Consider the following 15,219-nt stretch of genomic DNA (forward strand, 5'->3'; position numbering starts at 1 on the left):
GAAAAACAATCCCATGATTTTAAAAGTGTTTGGCATTGGAAAATCCAAGCTGCAATAGCACCAATGTATTGCTCCAATTTAAAGACTAATATTCCTTGTAATAAAGCGAATTCCTAGTACCCCCTATAATCTCTCTTTATAGGACTGGATTTCACTTTAGCTAACCCAATCACTCTCGAAAATCTATAAGAATTGCCGTGGATACGACAGTAAAAGGAAACCAATTAGAAGACCAAGTTTATGCTTTGTTTTCTAAAATGATCTCAGAAGGCCAATTCCCTGCCCGGAGCGAGCATTGCCAGATTTACAAAAAGAAGGGCTATTACTCGAAAGATCGAGAAAATGAAATTATCTTTGATATTTCCATAGAGATACGGTTTCCTGGGCAAAGCACCCTTTTTATGTTGGTTCTCATTGAATGCAAGAATTATAACCACCGTGTACCTGTTGACGATGTAGAAGAGTTCTTTGCGAAAGTGGAGCAAGTATCTCCTTCGAACACCAAATCAATAGTTGTTTCAACGAACGCGTTTCAAGAAGGCACATTCAAATTTGCCAAATCTAAAGGAATGGCGCTTCTGCGTTATTTTGATCCAGAAGAGCATGACTGGGTACTCACACGCTCCCCATCAATTACTGCTCCTTGGAACATTGCTAATTCAAGTTTTTCCAACACATATAAGGGCCTGCATTTACAAGATTACGTAAGTAGATATTTTGACTTCTATGGATTTATCGGTGGCACTTACATGAACTCGCTGAATCAGTTTTTTAATGAAATTGTTCAGTTAGACTCCGACCGAAAGGTAGCAGAGTTACTCGAAGGACTAAGGTGCGAAACTCAGTCCAATACTTACTTGGTTTCTTACAGAGAAACCGAGGAAATAGAGTCTCTCTCCCAAGATATCTTGAAAAAAGTTAATTATGTTGATGGCGCCGCACCGCTAGATGAGATTTGCGAGTCCCTAGCCATAGGTTTAGGACTAGAAGTAAGGAGAACAGCTAATTTGGCAAAGGGAGTACTTGGTACCATTTCGTTTAATCCACCGATAATACAAATTGACGACGTTCAGGCAGGTGGAGAGCCAAGAATAAGATTTACTGTCGCTCACGAATTGGGGCACTTTATCCTTGGACATCAAAGGTATATGACGAAAGAAAAATGCCATAAACAAGACATTGAGCCCGAAAGTGCTGAAGATATTTGCATCAAAGACATTGCACGTATGGAGTGGCAGGCAAACTATTTTGCCTCGTGCTTGCTACTTCCCAGCGAACAATTACTAATGTCATTCCGATCAGAGCTTACGAAGCGGGCAGTTGTTGATCGAGGGTACGGACTGCTATACCTAGATGACCAGCCATGCAATGTAGACGCTTATTATGCGGTCACCACACCGATAATGAACAAATTCAATGTCTCTCGAAGTGCAATTAAAATAAGACTTAAACACCTTGGCCTATTGAGTGAAAATACATCTCTGAGGCGGCTAAAAACTACAAGTACGTTTTGGAGTGTCGGTGATTCATAGCCTAGATTAAGCTCGTATGTGCTGAACAGTTAGGAGCGCTTCGTTCGCGACCGTTGCGCCTCGCCGCAGGCTCGGCACAACCTATGGATGCGCAACTTTTTACGTTGATCGTACCAGATTGAATTTCAAATCTGCGGCGGGTTTCTCCCTTATGCCGCGCCGAGTACCGGAGCTTTTGGACGGATTAGCCCGTTAGGGGCGATGCATGGATGCATCGCGTTGCCGAAGGGGCAGGAAGCCCCTTTCGGCAACCCCGTTCAAAAGCGAGGAGCGCAGGGAATAAGCGGCATTCGGGTGGCGTTTCTTTTGGTGACTTTTCTTTGGCCAAACAAAGAAAAGTTACTCGGCTGTCGGGCCGAGACCCGACATTAAAACCAGCCGTCGCGCTAGCGACACCTAAAACACCAACCGCATTGGCGTTATCGCCGAAATCTCAAATCCCGCCCACAGAACCGTTACGCGGAAAAATTATCCTTGTCCGTTGATAACCTAATCAGCTGGCAATCTTGAGCTTCGGCAAATTCGGAACACAACCCCAGCCACGCTAAGGTCAAAAATCCCACGTCAAACAAACCGCTAACCCTTCCTGCCACTCACACAATTCCGCGAATTTGAATGACGGTAGCTATTTTGCGCTACAGATTACAAAAGTTCCGGGTAATTTGTTTCCATAAAGGAAACAAATAATGAATTAAATGCCTGATTGTAAATAATTTTGGCAGGTATATAGTGAAGTCGTACTTACAAAACGACTAAACATAGTCAAGGTGGACCCCATGAATATTTCAAAAAACATATATAGAGACGTAATGATTGGCTTGTTTTTTGTCACCGGCGTGCTCAGCTTCGTCTCCGGTCAATTTATCCTATCCACACTTTTATTTGGTTCCGCATCATTGGCCAGTAACTTGAATCAAGCAACGCCAGCGCGGGTTTAAGAGTGTAGGTCGACCGCTAGGCAACGTGTGGCGCAGACTCAAATGCGGGCATTGCTAATCATTGGCGGAACCTTATTGGAAGTTTTATAACCAAAGCTAACTCGTCGACACATTAAAGATCCTTACAGTCATTCACTGCCAAGCATAAAGCCATAGGAGAAATACCATGAATTTACGTTACGCAAATATGAAAAGTGCGCTTGAATTTTTATATGCGCCTCCCGTCACGCTGGCGATTATCGAATCATGGAGCGATGACGAGTTTGATGATGTATTGAACTGGATTGAACAAATGACTCGCCGCAATTGGCATCGAATACTGCAGCGACCAGAAGTGTTCGTGCAACAAAGGCCGGATGTTTTGAATGTATTGGATGTTGAAATGTAATGGAGAGATTCAAATACGGCGTTTTTCTGGGAGTTGTTATTGATTAACCCGGCCCCTAAATACCGTTCGCCTTGAGTCTATCGAAGGGGGCCCAGCCTGGGCTGCGACGGGCTCAGCCCGAGCGGCACCCGTGTCACTTGTTCCGCTCTAACCAGGGCTTGATTTAGATTCTCCCGCAATTTGGCGCTGCGGCTATCGAGGACTAAAAGCCTTCACTTCGCTGCCGCTGCGTTTCCAAAATTGAATACACAAATCATCATCAATGTACTGAATGGTTCGTGATGAATGGATGTCATTTAACAGGGGTTTAACGATCCAGTATGGTGTTGCCTAACCCAACAACTTACTGGAGATGATAATGAACCGTGGAATCCTATTTTGCACCGCCATGGTGTTTACGGCCTTTGAGGCTTTGGCGGATGGCAATTCAAATTTTGATGTATTCGCCAACCTCGATAACGGCCCAGGCAATGTCACGGCCACGGCCAACGGCCGGATCATCATGAGCCAACATCAGTTTTATCAACCGCAATACACCGTGGTGGAATACAAGGATCAAACCTTGCTGCCTTTTCCTAATAAGGAGCTGTCCGCGGCCGACTCGACTGCGCCGATCAAACTCGACTCGGTGCTGGGTATCCGCTCCGATAGCAACGGTGTCGTCTGGATGCTGGACAACGGCATGCGCAGCGGCGTGACGCCCAAGCTGGTTGGCTGGAATACCAAAACCAACAAACTCCAGCGGCTAATTTACCTGCCGGCCCCGATTGCCCCGAAAGATGCGTTCGTCAACGACTTTGCGTTGGACACCCACCACAATCATGCCTTCATCAGTGATCCGGCCGGCGGTGCCAATGCCGGCTTGATCGTGGTCAACTTGTCCACCGGCGCGGCGCGGCGGGTGCTGGAAGGCCATAAAAGTGTGATACCGGAGAACGTCGATTTGGTCATCGATAATGTGCCGATTCAGGTCAAGACTCCGACGGGCGAATTGGTGAAGCCGCATATTGGCGTGAATCCGATTACCGAAGATTTGGCCAACGAATGGGTCTATTTCGGCCCGATGCACGGCCTCAGTCTTTACCGGATTAAAGCGGCGGACTTGATCAACGAGTCGTTAACGCCTGAAGAACTCGCGAAGCAGGTGGAACGCTACAGCGACAAACCGATTTCGGACGGCATCAGCATTGATGAAAACAACAATATTTATCTGGGGGACTTGGCGAATAATGCGATTGGCGTGATCGCGCCTAACCGCCAATACCGGCAATTGGCCCAGTGTCCAAGATTGTCATGGGTGGACTCGTTTAGTTTTGGTGCCAACGGACAACTCTATGCAGTGGTGAATCGCTTACATCGTTCGGCCACACTGAACGGCGGCGACAACCAATCCAAACCGCCTTACTTTCTGTTGAAGGTCAAAGCCTTGGCTGGCGGATTGCCGGGACGTTAAAGATTGATTTGAGATGCGCTTATTTTCCGGCCTATGCTGTTGATTTGCTCACGCAACCAACCGTGGGCCGGGTCTTTTTCCCATAGCGGATGCCAAATCATCGCCAAATCGTAGTCCGGCAAACTCACCGGCACCGGTAATACTTGCAGCGGCACCAGTTTCTGAAAAGCGATGGCCAAGCGATAAGGCAAAGACAAAATCATATGGGTCTGGGCCACGATCAAGGGTGCCGATAGAAAATGCGGCACGATGAAATTGATACGCCGCTCCAGACCAAGCTCGGTCAATTTCTCGTCTATCACCCCCAACTTATCGCCGGTTCGGGAAATCAGCATGTGCGTCCCCGCCAAATAGTCCTCCAACGACGGCGCGGCTTGGATGCAGGGATGATCCTGCCTAACCACGCAAGCCATGCGATCCATGAATAAATGTTCGCAGTGCAAATGCGCCGGCGGATTTAGTACCGAAGCAAAGCCCAACACCACATCCAGACTGCCGTTTTCCAACTGCGCCAACGGAAAAGCAGATTCCGTGCGTTTGACATGAATATCCACGCCCGGCGCCGTTTGCTCAATCAATTGCGACAACTCGGGCAAGATCAAAAACTCCATGTAATCGGTCGCGGCGATGGTGAAACGGCGCTGACTGGATGCTGGATCGAAGGCTTGCGGAGCCTCAAGCAAGCGTTCCATTTCCTGTAACAGACTGCGTACCGGTTCCACCAAGGCCAGCGCCAGTGCGGTCGGCTGCATGCCAGCGGGCGATTTAACCAAGACCGGATCGTTCAACTGCTGGCGCAAGCGGTGCAAGGTATGGCTCATCGCCGACTGCGTGACGAACATGCATTCCGCCGCGCGGGTGACATTGCGCTCCCGCATCAAAACATCGAAAGCCAGCAACAGGTTTAAGTCGAAAGTGCGTAGGTTGGCCATCCTGAGTTCCTCAAAAAATTCGGCTGCATACTAAACAAAATCGCTGCTGGCCGGTATGAACAGTCTTGATGGTAGCGGATGAAATTTCACCATTTCACAGCTAGGCCGTTTCTCCCTACCTTATACCCCGAGCGCGTCGTCCAAGCCTAGAAGGTTTAACTCCCCCCAAGGGTAGCTTTTCGGTTGGCGGCGCGCCCAAATACTCAATGGCGACTGCCATTCACTAAAGCATATTACGGGGGATTCTTACTATGTCTGCACAAATTCCAATTTCAACATTCAAACCTTATCGGGGCGAAAAAGCCAGGTTAGCCAGAGCTTACGATTATCTGATCCTGGTGCTGGCCCTATTCTTATTCATCGGCTCGTTCCATCTGCATTTTGCCCTGACCGTCGGCGACTGGGACTTCTGGGTGGATTGGAAAGATCGGCAATGGTGGCCTTTGGTCACACCGCTGATCGGCATCACCTTTCCAGCGGCTGTTCAAGCTGTGTTATGGGATAAGTTCCGGCTACCTTTGGGCGCCACGCTCTGCGTCGCGGCCTTATTGCTCGGCACCTGGGTCACTCGCGTGTTTGCCTATCACTACTGGAATTTCTTCCCCATCAACATGGTGCTGCCAGCGACCATGGTGCCGGGTGCCTTGGTATTGGATACCTTGTTGATGCTCACCAACAGCTTGACCATCACCTCGATTTTCGGCGGCGGCGCGTTTGCCTTGTTGTTCTACCCCACCAACTGGCCGATTTTCGGCATGTTCCACCAAGCGGTCGATTACCACAATAGCCAGCTTTCGGTGGCCGATGTGTTCGGTTTCCAATACATCCGCACCGGCATGCCCGAATACCTGCGCATCATCGAACGCGGTACCTTGCGTACCTATGGTCAGTACGCCACGCCATTGTCGGCATTTTGTTCAGCGTTGTTGTGTTCATTGATGTATCCGCTGTGGTGGAAAATCGGCAAGTTGTTCGCTGACACCCGTTATCTGAAAAGAATCTAAGGAGCACAGTCATGAAATCACTTTTTAAACCTTGGCTGATGGCAGTGCTTTGCATCAACGTATTGTCGATATTTGCCGTACCCTCCGCGCAGGCCCATGGCGAAAAAGCCCTGGAGCCGTTCATCAGGATGCGCACCATCCAGTGGTACGACGTGCAATGGTCCACGCAAAAATTCAACGTCAACGATGAAGTCAGTGTCAGCGGCAAGTTTCATGTTGCCGAAGACTGGCCGATCAGTGTGCCGAAACCGGAAGCCAGCTTCTTGAATATCTCCACCCCAGGACCGGTGCTGATCCGTACCGAGCGCTACCTGAACGGTAAACCCTGGACCAACTCGGTGTCGCTGGAGCCGGGTGGCGACTACGAGTTCAAGGTGGTCATGAAAGGCCGTTTGCCTGGTCATTATCACATCCATCCGTTTTTTAATTTAAAAGACGCCGGTCAGGTGATGGGGCCTGGGGTGTGGCTGGACATTGGCGGCGATCCCGCGGACTTTAGCAATACCATTCAAACCATCAACGGTGAAATGATCGACATGGAAAGCTTCGGCTTTGCCAATGGCGTGTTCTGGCATCTGTTCTGGGGATTATTGGCGGCTGCCTGGCTGTTATGGTGGGTGCGCCGGCCCTTGTTCATCAGCCGCTACCGCATGCTGGATGCCGGTTTGGAGCATGAGTTGATCACCGATCAGGACAAAACCATCGCCAAGGCGGTGTTAGTCGGCGTGCCGGTATTGGTGTTGGCGCTGAATGCCGTCACCGCCAACCAGTACCCGGACGCCATCCCGTTACAAGCGGGCTTGGATAGGATTTTGCCTCTGCCGGCGCAAGTCAATGCCGGACTGGTCAATGTCGATACGCTCAAAGCGGAATACAACGTGGCGCAACGCGCGATGCTGTTGCAGTTTAGTATCGACAATCGCAGCCAAGGCGCGGTCAGGATCGGCCAATTTTCCACTTCCAACGTGCATTTCATGAACGCTGACTTAGCCAGTGTGAACAGCAAACCCGGCAAGGATGATGTCAGTAATAACGGTCTGAGCCTGAGTGACAATACACCTATCGCCCCCGGCGAACAACGCACCGTCACCGTAGAAGTGCGCGATGCGGCCTGGGAATCGGAAAAGCTGGATGGGCTGATCAAAGATGCGGACAGCCGGCTGGGTGGCCTGCTGTTTCTTTACGACGATGTGATGGGAAAACGCTATATCTCCAGCATTTCCGCCGCCGTCATTCCCAAATTCAATTAATTCAGGAGCACACATCATGGCTACCACGACAGAACACGTGAGCTTAAGCACCGAAAAACCCAAATCATTGCCTTGGTATTTGCTTGACTTACCTAAATACCTAAAAGGTTTTGGTCTATTAGCTGTTATCTACATCAGTTTACGCCTGTATCAGGGCGCTTTTGCCATCGAGCACGGCTTGGATTCCTCGGAACCGGCGTTCGAACAATACTGGATGCGGCTGTTTTATATCGAACTGGCGGTTCTCGCCGCCGTCGTCAGCGGCTTTTGGGGTTACTTATGGACCACGCGCGACCGCAATCTGGATCAACTGGCACCCAAGGAAGAAATTCGCCGTTATTTCACCTTGACGATGTGGATCAGCATTTACACCTTTGCCGTGTACTGGGCAGGCAGTTATTTTGCCGAACAGGACAACTCCTGGCATCAGGTGGCGATCCGCGATACGCCGTTTACCGCCAATCACATCATCGAGTTTTATTTCAACTTCCCGTTGTACGTGATCCTGGGCGGCTGCGCCTGGCTATACGCCAGAACCCGCTTGCCCTTGTATGCCAAAGGCATATCGCTGCCTTTGACCTTGGCGGTGTTTGGCCCCTTCATGATTTTGGTCAGCGTCGGCTTCAACGAATGGGGACATACCTTCTGGTTTAGAGAGGAATTCTTCGCCGCGCCGATTCATTGGGGCTTTGTGATTGGGGTTTGGTTTGCGTTGGGCGTCGGCGGCATTCTGCTGCAAGGCGTGACGCGGCTGATCGAACTCATGGAAAAAATCGAAGACGCCGAATAGGTCTGCTTACTATTAACCCGGCCCTATTTAATACTGGTACACCGTTCGGGCTGAGCCTGTCGAAGCCTGATCTGGCGCGTTGAGCGCAGCCAAAGGGCTCAGGACGAACGGTATTTAAAGGCCGGGTTAATAATCAATAATCTCTTCCCGTTTAAGTTGGGACTTTTTTTAAGGTTAAGCCTTTAGGTGTCCCGCTTTAAACGGAAAACCTGACTATTAAACCCACACGACCATGTTTCAATCCAAGTCTGATGTCGCCATGCCAAAGAGTCACATTGATTCGGTTCACTATGCCTGGGTCGTACTCGCGGTCACGTTTCTTTGCTTGTTTATGGCATCGGCACTGCGCTCCGTTCCAGGGATCATCATGCTGTCCCTGGAACAGGAGTTTGCCTGGAACCGGGAAACCATTAGCGGCGCCATTTCACTCAACCTGCTGTTATTTGGCCTTGCCGGGCCATTTTTAGGCCGATTGATGGATGTCTACGGCGCAAAACGGATCAGCCTTATCACCCTGATATTGTCGGTGGTGGGCGCTGGTGGCAGCGTTTTTATGCAGGCGTCCTGGCAACTGTATTTACTTTGGGGATTGCTGATTGGCGCAGGTTCGGGCGGCACTTCCATGATTATGGGGTCGGCGTTGATTAATCGCTGGTTTCATAAACACCGGGGGCTGGCGTTAGGCATATTGGGCGCTGCTTTCTCCTCCGGCCAGTTAGTGTTCACCCCGGTCCTCATGCAGATCAATGTGTATGAAGGCTGGCGCGCGGCGACGCTGTTTATCTCCGTGGGTTTGGGCCTGGTGGCTTTACCGTTGGTGCTAAAATTTTTAAGAGACGATCCCGAATCAAAAGGTCTGTCGGCCTATGGCGACCATGGCGTTCATCGAACAATGCTTAAGCCTGATCAAAATCCCATGCGCTCGGCCATGCGCAGTCCGCAATTCTGGTTGTTGGCCTTGAGTTTTGGCATTTGCGGTTTAACTACCTCCGGCTTGTTCCAGACCCATTTGATTCCGCACGGCATCGAACACGGCTTCACCGAAATGACCATGGCCATGTCCTTAGGCGTCATGGGCGCGGCCGATGTGTTCGGCACCATTTTATCCGGATGGTTATGCGACCGGTACGGGAAGCGCTGGCCGCTGGCGTTTTATTACCTCGTCAGAGGCGCAACGCTAATCGTTCTGCCCAGCATCGATAGCACCGGGCAATTAATGCTGTTCTCGATTATTTACGGCATGAATTGGTTGTCCACCATTCCCGCCACTTCAGCCTTGACCGCCGATTTGTTCGGGAAACAAAACGTTGGCGTGGTATTCGGCTGGATTTGTTTCGCGCATCAAATCGGAGCGGCCATTGCCGCCTACAGTGCCGGGTATGTTCATAGTCTGATGGGTGACTATCACCTGGCTTTTGTGGCCTCGGGCCTATTCGCTTTTGTCGCAACCGGCATCGTTCTTTTTATCAGAGAGCCGCAAACTGTTCGTTTTTAATTTAATTTTGGAGGAATAACATGCCCCTAGTTCGAATATCGTTAATGAAGCAAGAAAATAAAGAGTTCGGGAGAAAGATTGGCAAAATCGTTCACCAAGAAATGGTGCACACAATCAGCGTACCCGAAAAAGATCGTTTTCAGGTTATTACCGAGCATGATAATAATTCTTTAATTTACGATTCCAATTATCTTGGCATACATCGTAGCGACGGTATTATTTTTATACAAATAACCTTGAATGAAGGCAGGGATGTCGGCTTAAAGAAGTCGCTTTATAAAAATATAGCCGATAGCCTGCATAATCAGCTAGATATACGCAGAGAAGATGTCTTAATAAGTCTCGTTGAAGTCAAAAAGGAAAATTGGTCGTTCGGGAATGGCATTGCGCAGTATGCTTAATAAGTGGTCAACTCTCCAGTATTTCACCAAGCTGATTAAATATTTTTAACAAAATAAGGAGGCTATTATGTCAATCGATATGTATCAATCGTCAATACCAGTTTTTATCAAAATGCTGGGCAATTTATCGAAAATACTTGATAAAGCCGCAATCCATGCCGAAGCGAAAAAAATTGATCCATCGGTCTTAATAAATTGCCGTTTGGCCCCCGATATGTTTCCGCTCAGCAAACAAGTTCAAATTGCAACGGATATGGCCAAAGGCTGTGCGGCCCGCCTGGCGGGATTAGAGGTCCCATGCTATGAAGACAATGAAACCACATTTGCCGATTTGCAGGCTCGTATATCCAAAACCATCGCTTTTATCCAAGATGTAACCCCGGAACAAATAAATGGCAAAGAAAACCTTGATATTAGTTTCAAGATTGGCGGCGCCGAGAAAAACTTTGTCGGTCTTCCATACTTGCTAGATTTTGTCCTGCCAAATTTTTATTTCCACATCGCGATGACTTACGCAATCCTTAGGCACAATGGGATTGAATTGGGGAAATTGGACTTTTTGGGGGGTGATTAATTCCGCGATTGAATTATCCATGTCTTTTGTTTTCCATAGGTAAAATGGATCGTTTTGCCTATGGTGATTCTATTCCTTGACCTGGAATACGCAGAGTCTTGATCACGACTTGGATTTCAAGTTATGGCTGATTCGTGGCAAGGCAATCCAGTTCGTAGGATGCGGTGAACAATGTGAACCACATCAATCGCGAACGATGCAGTTCGTGCCTAACCGCATCCTACTGTCCTTTCTGTATGCCTGGTTTGGAGCCTATAACCCTCGACAAAGGCTAATTGCATAATAGATGTAGGGTACGCACCGCGTACCATCGGAGCCATCATGGATGAGCAAAAGTCAGAAGGTACGCGGTGCGTACCCTACCGGGCTCCAATCGCTGGAAAGCCATCAAGATACGTTTCGTACAGGCGATTCCCGCTACCGAGCGCCGTTCGACGGTGCGGATGGCACGCGGCGAAGTCTGTAAGGCGGAACCGGTTTACCGGTTTATTTATGGGTTAGAGAGTATTCTTTATAAGAACGGAGAAGGATGTAACTTCTTTAAGATCAGGAAATTCATCCCCCATTCTTCCCCACCAACTTTTAATATCAAAATATAGCAATCCAAGATACATATGGTTTTTCTCATAAAAATCAGATAAATTTAAATCTGATCTATGGTGGCTAACATGTGCACTAACTTTATTTCTAGCCTGTCGGAAATCTTCAGCAAACGCCTCCGGTATTTTTTCTGGATAGTAACTAATATGATTCTCCCAATTCGGGGCTGTACCATTCATAATTGCTTGTCGTCTATTCGTTAAGATGCGTTGTGTATGACTGGAAACATATTTATCCGCCATTTCAAAAGATAGTTTTTCAGTATTATTACGCTCTCTTGAAATTGCCCCTAACATAAACTCATAGAGATGGTGAATAAATCTAGCGTAGGCATTATATGTTTTGTATGCAATACGCCGATTTTCGCCTGTCATAATCATGGTTTTTGCAGACTCTGCAAAATCATTGAAAGAATCATCGCAACGTAAAAACTCATGTTTCAATGCAATACATAATGCAATATCTGTGGAATCACCAGTTTTGAATTTCATATCACTCTACCCATTATTTTTGCTAACCTAACATCGGCTTAGGGTTTTTTTGCTGTCATTGGAAAAACTATTGTGATTGTCGCTTTTGGGTCGTAACAAGATGATCAAGCTCTACCCAACCACGCCATGAGGTATCAGAAAATCAAATTCCAAGCACTTGATCGAGTTCAATGATAAAGGCTGTCGGTCATCATTCCAACCTCATTCTGCCAATAGCCTTTTTATTTCCACATCACGACGACCTACATCACTGTGGCGCTCATCATCAGAGCGCCAACCAGTCCCGCGCCCTTCCAGTTCCGATTTATAGCGGCAGGCGGAGTTATCAAAAAATGGCTCGCGCTATTCACATGGAAAACAATCAGGCTGGCGTAGCCAGACGTGGCGCGGACTGGCCGGTTTGCGTCGCCGCGAAGAGTTCGGACCGGTGAGCGTCGTATCGGTCCCAATGCCCGGCGTCAGCCAGGGAGGGCCAGGTGACCAATTCACCTTGGTCGAACCCTGCCAGCGCGGCATCGACAAGATGCTTGGTAGTCATCACTGCTTCTTCTGGAAACGCGGTCAGTGGCATCCCGGCGGTATCCCAAAGTTCGGTGGCTGTGGCGGCAGGCAACACCACTTGAACCCTAATCCCCGTATTTGCCAGTTCTTGCTGTAGACCGCGACTGAAATTGAGCACGAACGCTTTCGTGCCGCTGTATACCGAGCTCACCGGAAACGTATGAACAGCCAATACCGAGGCGATATTGATAATGACACCTTCGTTGCGTGCCTTGAACCCAGGTAACACGGCATGCGTCAATCGCGTCAGCGCCGTGATATTCAACGCGATCTGCGACAAGGAGTCTTTCACTGGCGCTTCAGTCACAGGGCTGAGTCTGGCAATGCCGGCATTGTTGACCAGTAAACTGATAGCGGGATTGGCAGCGAGAACGGCTTCAAGACCCGCTAGATCTGTTTCGTTCTCAAGATCGGCCACCCGCGTTTCGGCCTTGATGCCGTAAGCCTGCTCAAGTTTGGCGGCGAGATTTTGCAAGCGGTCGCCGCGCCGGGCGACCAGCAAAAGGTCGTATCCGCGTTGAGCTAGACGATCGGCGTAGATGGATCCGATGCCGGAAGAAGCACCTGTTACAACAGCGATTTTTTTAGATGAAGTCATGTTTTTTTACCTTTGGAAGTGTTTGAAAAATGTGGAGCTTGGGTTGTCTTCTGTTCACAGCAACTTGACGACGACTTTCCCCTTCGAACGTCCCTGGGCGAGGTAGGCAAGCGCATCTTTTGCTTCCTCGAACGGAAACACCTTGTCGATCACAGGCTTGATACGCTCGGCTTCGAGGAGTTTGCCGATTTCGCTGAGCTGAGCGCCATCGGGACGCACGAACAGAAATGAATAAGTGACAGCCCGTTTTCTGGCAAGCCGCATGATCTTGCGGCTCATCAGCCCGAATACGAACCTGAGGAAGAAATTCAAGCGCTTGGCATCCGCGAACGCCGCATCCAGAGGCCCGATCAGAGAGACGATCTTGCCCCCCGGCTTGAGGATGCCGACGGTTCTCTCGAGCTCGGCCCCCTTGAGCGTGCCAAGCACCACGTCGTAGCCGCCTAGCACTTTCTCGAAATCCTGCTTCTTGTAGTCGACGACTTCGTCCGCTCCCAGGCTGCGCACCAATTCAACGTTGCCCGTGCTGGTGGTGGTTGCCACCGTGGCGCCAAGGTGCTTTGCCAACTGGATTGCAAAGGTGCCAATGCCGCCGGACCCTGCCGGGATGAACACCTTCTGACCGGCCCGAAGATTGGCGCGTTCCTTCAGCGCTTGCCAGGAAGTAAGCCCGACCATCGGAATGGATGCGGCCTGCACGAAATCCAGATTGGCCGGCTTCGGCGCGGCGGCGCTCTCCGGCACCACCGCGAATTCGGCCAGCGACCCTTTGCCAAGATCGAAGATGCTGGCGAAGACGGCATCGCCGGGTTTGAAGCGAGTCACGCGGCTGCCGACTTCAATCACCACACCCGCCAGATCGCTGCCCAGCGTGGCCAGCAACTGGAAATGCAGGACCGGCTTGAACATCCCGGTTGGAATCATGTTGTCGATCGGGTTCAGGCCCGCTGCGTGGACTTTTACCAGTAGTTCGTCAGCCTTCGGTGTGGGACGAGAAATGTCGGAAAAACCGATCTCGGGCGACTTGCCGTAGCGTTTGAAGGTGAGGGCTTTCATGGTTAAGGTGCTGTTCACAAAAAATTCCTTGTTGCTAAGTTCAGACTAAATCGTTGTTGATTCGCATAAAGCGGAAGCAGTCGTGGCGCAGGCTAGGGGACGTTCGCCGACGGCATGCACCTGGACCAATACTTCGATATTGACCGGTTTGGGCTTGGGTATTTCGGTTATTTGCCATGCCTTTCTTTCCATAACGATGGACGACAAACGCCTTCATGACATTTGTGGTTTTTTTATTGCGTCTAGCCGCAGATCTTTTCGAAGCCCCGCGTCCAATACGCGAGCAGGCGCGAATCTGCGTAGCAAGCTCAAGCGCCTAGCGAGACCACCCGCTGTATATCGGAGCTTCGGACGAGCCGCTCTGGCTGCTTTCAACACAACATCGGCCACGACTTCCGGCTCGTCGGCAATAGCCATCACTTCCCCCAGCACCTTGTCCAAGACCGTGCGGGTTTCGTGATACTCTTCAAGCTGCGAATCGGCAGCCAGAAGGTTCGCGTCAAACTTCGTTTTTGTGTATGCGGGCTCGATGACGGAGACTCGGATGCCTCTGGTACGCAACTCGTGGTCGAGCGATTCCGAATAGCCTTCGATCGCGTGCTTGCTCGCGGCATAAATCGCCATATACGGCATCGGCAATACGCCAAGCACGGAGCCAATATTGATGATGCGACCGCTGCCTTGGTGCCGCATATGGGGTGTAACGGCACGAGTCATGCGGACGATACCGAAGAAGTTCGTATCAAAAACCGACTGGGACTGTTCGATCGAACTCTCTTCCGCGCCAGCAGGCGCAACCCCGAAACCAGCGTTGTTCACAAGCAGGTCAATGCGTCCTTCCCGTTGCATCACCTCGCTAACGGCGGCTTCGACGGAGACATCGCTAGTCACGTCGAGAGGCAGCATCTCAAAAGAACGTTGACCCGTTTGGACGGCACCCCGTCTGCTGGTTCCATAAACCTTGTAGCCTGCCGCCGTCAGCCGCAGAGCGGTTGCTTCGCCGATGCCCGAGGATGCGCCGGTAACCAGCGCGACACTAATATTTTGTTTAATACTCATAACTCAAATCTCCTTGCGGGGTGGATTGTCTATCATCTAAGTGTTACTATCATTTCGGAAGTAATGTTACTATCAATTTGAAAGTAAGTCACTACCA

At 49.9% G+C, this 15,219-nt stretch carries 16 protein-coding genes; 11 read left to right on the forward strand and 5 right to left on the reverse strand.

Features of this window, described 5'->3' with window-relative positions; all coding sequences use genetic code 11:
• The first annotated feature begins 197 nt into the window (after positions 1–197).
• The 4 genes from EBB_RS03435 (at position 198) to EBB_RS03450 (ending at position 4,311) form a co-directional block, all read left to right on the forward strand.
• Positions 198–1,532 (forward strand): ImmA/IrrE family metallo-endopeptidase, encoded by a 1,335-nt coding sequence (locus EBB_RS03435; protein WP_192392477.1) that lies wholly within the window; start codon positions 198–200, stop codon positions 1,530–1,532.
• A 776-nt stretch (positions 1,533–2,308) separates the two neighbouring features.
• Entirely contained in the window at positions 2,309–2,470 is a 162-nt protein-coding gene (locus EBB_RS03440; RefSeq protein ID WP_165385901.1) for a hypothetical protein, read from the forward strand.
• Between the two features lie 166 nt (positions 2,471–2,636).
• Complete coding sequence (locus EBB_RS03445) at positions 2,637–2,858, forward strand: hypothetical protein (RefSeq protein WP_192392478.1); 222 nt, start codon at positions 2,637–2,639, stop codon at positions 2,856–2,858.
• Positions 2,859–3,216: 358 nt separating this feature from the next.
• A complete protein-coding gene (locus EBB_RS03450) occupies positions 3,217–4,311 on the forward strand; it encodes an L-dopachrome tautomerase-related protein (protein WP_192392479.1) in 1,095 nt (364 codons plus the stop codon).
• Here the strand turns inward: EBB_RS03450 and EBB_RS03455 are convergent.
• Complete coding sequence (locus EBB_RS03455) at positions 4,308–5,243, reverse strand: LysR family transcriptional regulator (protein ID WP_192392480.1); 936 nt, start codon at positions 5,241–5,243, stop codon at positions 4,308–4,310. The two genes, EBB_RS03450 and EBB_RS03455, sit on opposite strands and share 4 nt — an antisense overlap.
• Before the next feature lie 251 nt (positions 5,244–5,494).
• Here EBB_RS03455 and amoA point away from each other — a divergent pair, with 251 nt between their 5' ends.
• The 7 genes from amoA to EBB_RS03490 all read left to right on the forward strand — a co-directional run bounded on the left by amoA (position 5,495) and on the right by EBB_RS03490 (position 11,223).
• A complete protein-coding gene (gene amoA, locus EBB_RS03460; RefSeq protein ID WP_192392481.1) occupies positions 5,495–6,247 on the forward strand; it encodes a bacterial ammonia monooxygenase, subunit AmoA in 753 nt (250 codons plus the stop codon).
• A gap of 11 nt (positions 6,248–6,258) precedes the next feature.
• Positions 6,259–7,497 carry a bacterial ammonia monooxygenase, subunit AmoB gene (amoB, locus tag EBB_RS03465; protein ID WP_192392482.1) on the forward strand — a complete coding sequence of 413 codons (1,239 nt, stop codon included), beginning with the start codon at positions 6,259–6,261 and terminating at the stop codon, positions 7,495–7,497.
• A 16-nt stretch (positions 7,498–7,513) separates the two neighbouring features.
• A complete protein-coding gene (gene amoC / locus EBB_RS03470; protein ID WP_192392483.1) occupies positions 7,514–8,287 on the forward strand; it encodes a bacterial ammonia monooxygenase, subunit AmoC in 774 nt (257 codons plus the stop codon).
• Positions 8,288–8,519: 232 nt separating this feature from the next.
• Complete coding sequence (locus EBB_RS03475; RefSeq protein ID WP_225587222.1) at positions 8,520–9,782, forward strand: MFS transporter; 1,263 nt, start codon at positions 8,520–8,522, stop codon at positions 9,780–9,782.
• A gap of 20 nt (positions 9,783–9,802) precedes the next feature.
• On the forward strand, positions 9,803–10,183 hold the full coding sequence (locus EBB_RS03480; protein ID WP_192392484.1) for a tautomerase family protein: 381 nt from the start codon (positions 9,803–9,805) through the stop codon (positions 10,181–10,183).
• 67 nt (positions 10,184–10,250) lie between these two features.
• Positions 10,251–10,757 (forward strand): DUF1993 domain-containing protein, encoded by a 507-nt coding sequence (locus EBB_RS03485; RefSeq protein WP_192392485.1) that lies wholly within the window; start codon positions 10,251–10,253, stop codon positions 10,755–10,757.
• A 325-nt stretch (positions 10,758–11,082) separates the two neighbouring features.
• Positions 11,083–11,223 (forward strand): hypothetical protein, encoded by a 141-nt coding sequence (locus tag EBB_RS03490; RefSeq protein WP_192392486.1) that lies wholly within the window; start codon positions 11,083–11,085, stop codon positions 11,221–11,223.
• Between the two features lie 31 nt (positions 11,224–11,254).
• Here the strand turns inward: EBB_RS03490 and EBB_RS03495 are convergent, their stop codons facing one another.
• The 4 genes from EBB_RS03495 to EBB_RS03510 form a co-directional block, all read right to left on the reverse strand.
• A complete protein-coding gene (locus EBB_RS03495; protein WP_192392487.1) occupies positions 11,255–11,848 on the reverse strand; it encodes a hypothetical protein in 594 nt (197 codons plus the stop codon).
• Between the two features lie 361 nt (positions 11,849–12,209).
• Positions 12,210–13,007, reverse strand: a complete 798-nt coding sequence (locus tag EBB_RS03500) for an SDR family NAD(P)-dependent oxidoreductase (protein ID WP_192392488.1) — start codon at positions 13,005–13,007, stop codon at positions 12,210–12,212.
• Between the two features lie 54 nt (positions 13,008–13,061).
• The gene (locus EBB_RS03505; protein WP_223146794.1) at positions 13,062–14,081 is read right to left on the reverse strand and encodes an NADP-dependent oxidoreductase; all 1,020 of its coding nucleotides are present in this window, start codon (positions 14,079–14,081) and stop codon (positions 13,062–13,064) included.
• Between the two features lie 195 nt (positions 14,082–14,276).
• Positions 14,277–15,122: an oxidoreductase gene (locus EBB_RS03510; protein ID WP_192392489.1), complete on the reverse strand. Its 846-nt coding sequence runs from the start codon at positions 15,120–15,122 to the stop codon at positions 14,277–14,279.
• Positions 15,123–15,219: the final 97 nt, after the last annotated feature.

It is taken from the genome of Methylomonas fluvii (assembly GCF_014850975.1).
GTDB lineage: Bacteria > Pseudomonadota > Gammaproteobacteria > Methylococcales > Methylomonadaceae > Methylomonas > Methylomonas fluvii.

What these genes read in the sequence shown, in the direction of transcription:
- EBB_RS03440 (WP_165385901.1), top strand. Translation starts at nt 2,309, where the DNA reads ATGAATATTTCAAAAAACATATATAGAGACGTAATGATTGGCTTGTTT.
- EBB_RS03445 (WP_192392478.1), top strand. Translation starts at nt 2,637, where the DNA reads ATGAATTTACGTTACGCAAATATGAAAAGTGCGCTTGAATTTTTATAT.
- EBB_RS03450 (WP_192392479.1), top strand. Translation starts at nt 3,217, where the DNA reads ATGAACCGTGGAATCCTATTTTGCACCGCCATGGTGTTTACGGCCTTT.
- EBB_RS03455 (WP_192392480.1), bottom strand. Translation starts at nt 5,243, where the DNA reads ATGGCCAACCTACGCACTTTCGACTTAAACCTGTTGCTGGCTTTCGAT.
- amoA (WP_192392481.1), top strand. Translation starts at nt 5,495, where the DNA reads ATGTCTGCACAAATTCCAATTTCAACATTCAAACCTTATCGGGGCGAA.
- amoB (WP_192392482.1), top strand. Translation starts at nt 6,259, where the DNA reads ATGAAATCACTTTTTAAACCTTGGCTGATGGCAGTGCTTTGCATCAAC.
- amoC (WP_192392483.1), top strand. Translation starts at nt 7,514, where the DNA reads ATGGCTACCACGACAGAACACGTGAGCTTAAGCACCGAAAAACCCAAA.
- EBB_RS03475 (WP_225587222.1), top strand. Translation starts at nt 8,520, where the DNA reads ATGTTTCAATCCAAGTCTGATGTCGCCATGCCAAAGAGTCACATTGAT.
- EBB_RS03480 (WP_192392484.1), top strand. Translation starts at nt 9,803, where the DNA reads ATGCCCCTAGTTCGAATATCGTTAATGAAGCAAGAAAATAAAGAGTTC.
- EBB_RS03485 (WP_192392485.1), top strand. Translation starts at nt 10,251, where the DNA reads ATGTCAATCGATATGTATCAATCGTCAATACCAGTTTTTATCAAAATG.
- EBB_RS03490 (WP_192392486.1), top strand. Translation starts at nt 11,083, where the DNA reads ATGAGCAAAAGTCAGAAGGTACGCGGTGCGTACCCTACCGGGCTCCAA.
- EBB_RS03495 (WP_192392487.1), bottom strand. Translation starts at nt 11,848, where the DNA reads ATGAAATTCAAAACTGGTGATTCCACAGATATTGCATTATGTATTGCA.
- EBB_RS03500 (WP_192392488.1), bottom strand. Translation starts at nt 13,007, where the DNA reads ATGACTTCATCTAAAAAAATCGCTGTTGTAACAGGTGCTTCTTCCGGC.
- EBB_RS03510 (WP_192392489.1), bottom strand. Translation starts at nt 15,122, where the DNA reads ATGAGTATTAAACAAAATATTAGTGTCGCGCTGGTTACCGGCGCATCC.